Annotated in this window: 1 protein-coding gene; it reads left to right on the forward strand. The window is 40.8% G+C overall.

Annotated elements, in window-relative coordinates; all coding sequences use genetic code 11:
• On the forward strand, nucleotides 1-1099 hold a 1099-nt coding region (locus tag VU18_RS16595), incomplete at both ends, for a helicase-related protein (RefSeq protein ID WP_047758598.1).

Consider the following 1099-nt stretch of genomic DNA (forward strand, 5'->3'; position numbering starts at 1 on the left):
GGGATTACGTGGGCGAAAGGGGAAACGGTCGATGTGTATGACACGGTGACAGGAACGATTTCTCAAGAGTATTTAGAAGACGAAGTCAATATTGATGTGTCTCAGTTTAACACAAAAGTCATTACGGAAAGCTTTAATCGTGTCATCATTCGTGAATTGACGAAATATATTTCTCCGGATGATGAAGGAAAAACGTTAATTTTTGCTGCCACTGATGATCATGCTGACTTAGTCGTTCGCCTTTTAAAAGAAGAGTTCGAAAAACTATACGGTGAAGTCGAAGACAACGCGGTGATGAAAATTACCGGTTCGATTAAAGATCCTTCTGGTGCGATCCGCCGTTTTAAAAACGAAAAATATCCAACAATTGTCGTTACGGTTGATTTGCTGACGACGGGTGTGGACGTGCCGGCGATTACGAATCTTGTCTTCTTACGGCGTGTTCGCTCGCGCATTCTGTATGAACAAATGTTAGGACGCGCAACGAGAAGATGCGAAGAAATCCAAAAAGACCATTTTAAAATTTTTGATGCGGTTGGGATTTATGAATCTTTAAAACCATATACAAGCATGAAGCCGGTTGTAACGCGTCCGAATATTTCGCTGACTCAATTAGTCGAAGAATTAGAGGGACTAGAAAAAACGGAACATCTTCAATATCAAAAAGAACAAATTATTGCCAAAATCCAGCGGAAAAAGCGGAAATGGTCCGATAGGCAGCACCAAGACTTTAAAGTGCTGTCCGGGGGCAAAACGGTCGATGAGTTTATCGATTGGGTAAAAGCCTTGCAGCCGGATGAATTACCTGTACAATTAAAAGAGTACAAGTCGATGTTCCGCTATATGGATGAAAATCGCTACCGGGAAAATAAGCAATATATTTCTAAACATGAAGATAAGTTGATTGCGGTAAAACGCGGATACGGAAATGCGGAAAAGCCAGATGACTATTTGCAATCGTTCGGTGAATTTATTCGCAACAATATGAACAAAATCCCAGCTTTAATGATTGTTTGTCAACGTCCAACCGAATTAACGAGAGAAGAACTGAAAAAACTGCTGCTCGAATTGGACCAAAAAGGCTTTTCCGAGAAAAAAC

It is taken from the genome of Geobacillus sp. ZGt-1 (assembly GCF_001026865.1).
Lineage (GTDB): Bacteria > Bacillota > Bacilli > Bacillales > Anoxybacillaceae > Geobacillus > Geobacillus thermoleovorans.